Genomic DNA, 2,041 nt, shown 5'->3' with positions numbered 1-2,041 from the left:
TCGGTGAGGTGGTTAGGCAGCGAGTACGAACGTGTTTGAGACGTGATGACGGCGGTGTATCCCCTCCCTACTCGCTCCCGCTGGTCGCTCCTTGAGGAAGGGGGCTTACCGCCTGTATTCTGCTAAACGCCGGCCTCCGAGTGGAACGCTCAACGCGCGGCGAGAACCGCTCGTCCGAGACGTGCGTGACCGGCTCCCGCTTCTGCTTTGCCGCCGGAGCGGACTGGATATCGAAGCCCCTGTCTTCCACATAGCGGATCACGGTCCGTGTTACGTGCCGGATCGGACGGGTAACGACGAGTACGTCGACGCCCGCGACACTGACTACGACTTCGGGTAGGAGTGGTATTAGAGGCGATCTAAGAAACACACAATTATTTGTGTCTGTCGCATATAGATAAGACCAGTATGAATAACCCAAATAGAGAGGCGTGGAAAGACAGGTATAGCGGGCGTGAGCGGGTTCGAATGGTCGTTGAGACACTCGATGAACCCGCGACAGTCTCCGATATTGCAGAGGAAGCGGATGTCGCGTGGGGAACAGCAGATAGTGAACTAGAGGCCCTTGTGGCAGGAAATAAAGCAGAAGAACACACCGTCGACGGACAGACAAGATATGCGCCAAACCCAGTACAGACCCTCATTGAGGAGGTACTTGACCTCATTAGCGAGAACTCTCGTGATGAACTCGAATCGACCCTTGTTGAACACACCGCTCAAGTCGAATCACTAGCGGAAAAATACGAAGTCGAGACCGCCTCCGAGCTGCGCAACAAGCTGGTTGAAGAAGACCTCACGACAGCGGAAATGCGTGCCATTCGGAATGCTGCTTCGACGTGGGAGACTCTGGAGACAGAGACCCGTCTATTGAAACATGCACTGCAACTCTACACAGATGTCACTCAGCTCTCTGATTCCGATAGCGACGGACACACTGCGATCGCCTGATATCGATGATCTTTCTCGCCAATAGAGACGGACTCGATAACAAACGAATCCATCGGCGAATCAAGAACCGGCTCCAAAGTGATTCAGTATTCAGCTCCGTCCAACTTCGTGTCTCAACTCCTCGAGAGCCGGGGCCCTATCGAGTCACTGCGGAAACGGATCCAAAAGATTTCCTTGGAGATTCTAGGAACCCAATCAAACGTGTCCGACTTGAGATCGGCTTTGATGTAGAGCTCGATACTGACGCTGACTACTACTGGATCAGCTGGGTCGAACCCGAACGAAGTCTTCTGCTCGGCTGGCATCAAGATGACGACCATCCAGAACATGGAGAAGTCCACTTCCAACTGAACCAATCAGACAGCGTTACGCTTCGGGAAAGCGCAGAATACATCGATAAGCATCCAATGGCAGTCGTCGAAGCACGATTGGATCAATTGCCGGATGTGATACATGCGGTAGTGTGGGAGAATGGAACGGCTACTGACATAAAATAGTATTGACATCCTCCTCCGCATAACTGAACAGGATCTCTACAAAGGCCGACTCCCGCCGCTGACCGAACGCCGGCCGCCGAGTGGAACGCTCCACGTACGGCGGGAACCGTTCATCCACGACATGCGTGACCGGCTCCCACTTCTGGTTCACCGTCGAAGCGGGCTCGATATCGAAGCTCCTGTCTTCCACATCGCGGATCACGGTCCGTGTTACGTGCCGGATCGGACGGGTAACGACGAGTACGTTAAGGCCGCCGACAGCGACTACGAGTTCGGGTGAGAGAACGCGCTTCCGGTCACACTGCCAGTAGTGCCGTGATGGAATGTGACTTGGCGGAATTCTTTTGTGATGATACGATGTGGATTCTTGTATGGAACCGAATGCTGATCAGTCACAGATACGCTCTGCTCTCAAAGATGTGGTCTGTGCTGATCCGGATGTCGTCTTCGCCGTTGTATTCGGATCACAGGGCTGTGTTGAATCGCCATACGGCAGCGAGGTAGGCCACTAAATCAAAGGAGTTGAAGCGGGAAACTGCGGTTGTCTATGACGCAAATCTCCCGCTTCATCGGGGAAGTTGTGCCGGTTGCTCAAA

At 53.9% G+C, this 2,041-nt stretch carries 2 protein-coding genes; one reads left to right on the top strand and one right to left on the bottom strand.

What is annotated here, in order from left to right; genetic code table 11:
* Positions 1-408 precede the first annotated feature (408 nt).
* Positions 409-948, top strand: a complete 540-nt coding sequence (locus B9H04_RS17745) for a DUF7342 family protein (protein ID WP_248648734.1) — start codon at positions 409-411, stop codon at positions 946-948.
* A gap of 480 nt (positions 949-1,428) precedes the next feature.
* Here B9H04_RS17745 and B9H04_RS17735 read toward each other — a convergent pair whose 3' ends face one another.
* The gene (locus B9H04_RS17735) at positions 1,429-1,635 is read right to left on the bottom strand and encodes a hypothetical protein (protein WP_248648735.1); all 207 of its coding nucleotides are present in this window, start codon (positions 1,633-1,635) and stop codon (positions 1,429-1,431) included.
* Positions 1,636-2,041: the final 406 nt, after the last annotated feature.

Source organism: Halorubrum ezzemoulense DSM 17463 (assembly GCF_002114285.1).
Classification (GTDB): domain Archaea; phylum Halobacteriota; class Halobacteria; order Halobacteriales; family Haloferacaceae; genus Halorubrum; species Halorubrum ezzemoulense.
This window is presented reverse-complemented; position numbering and strand designations above follow the sequence as displayed.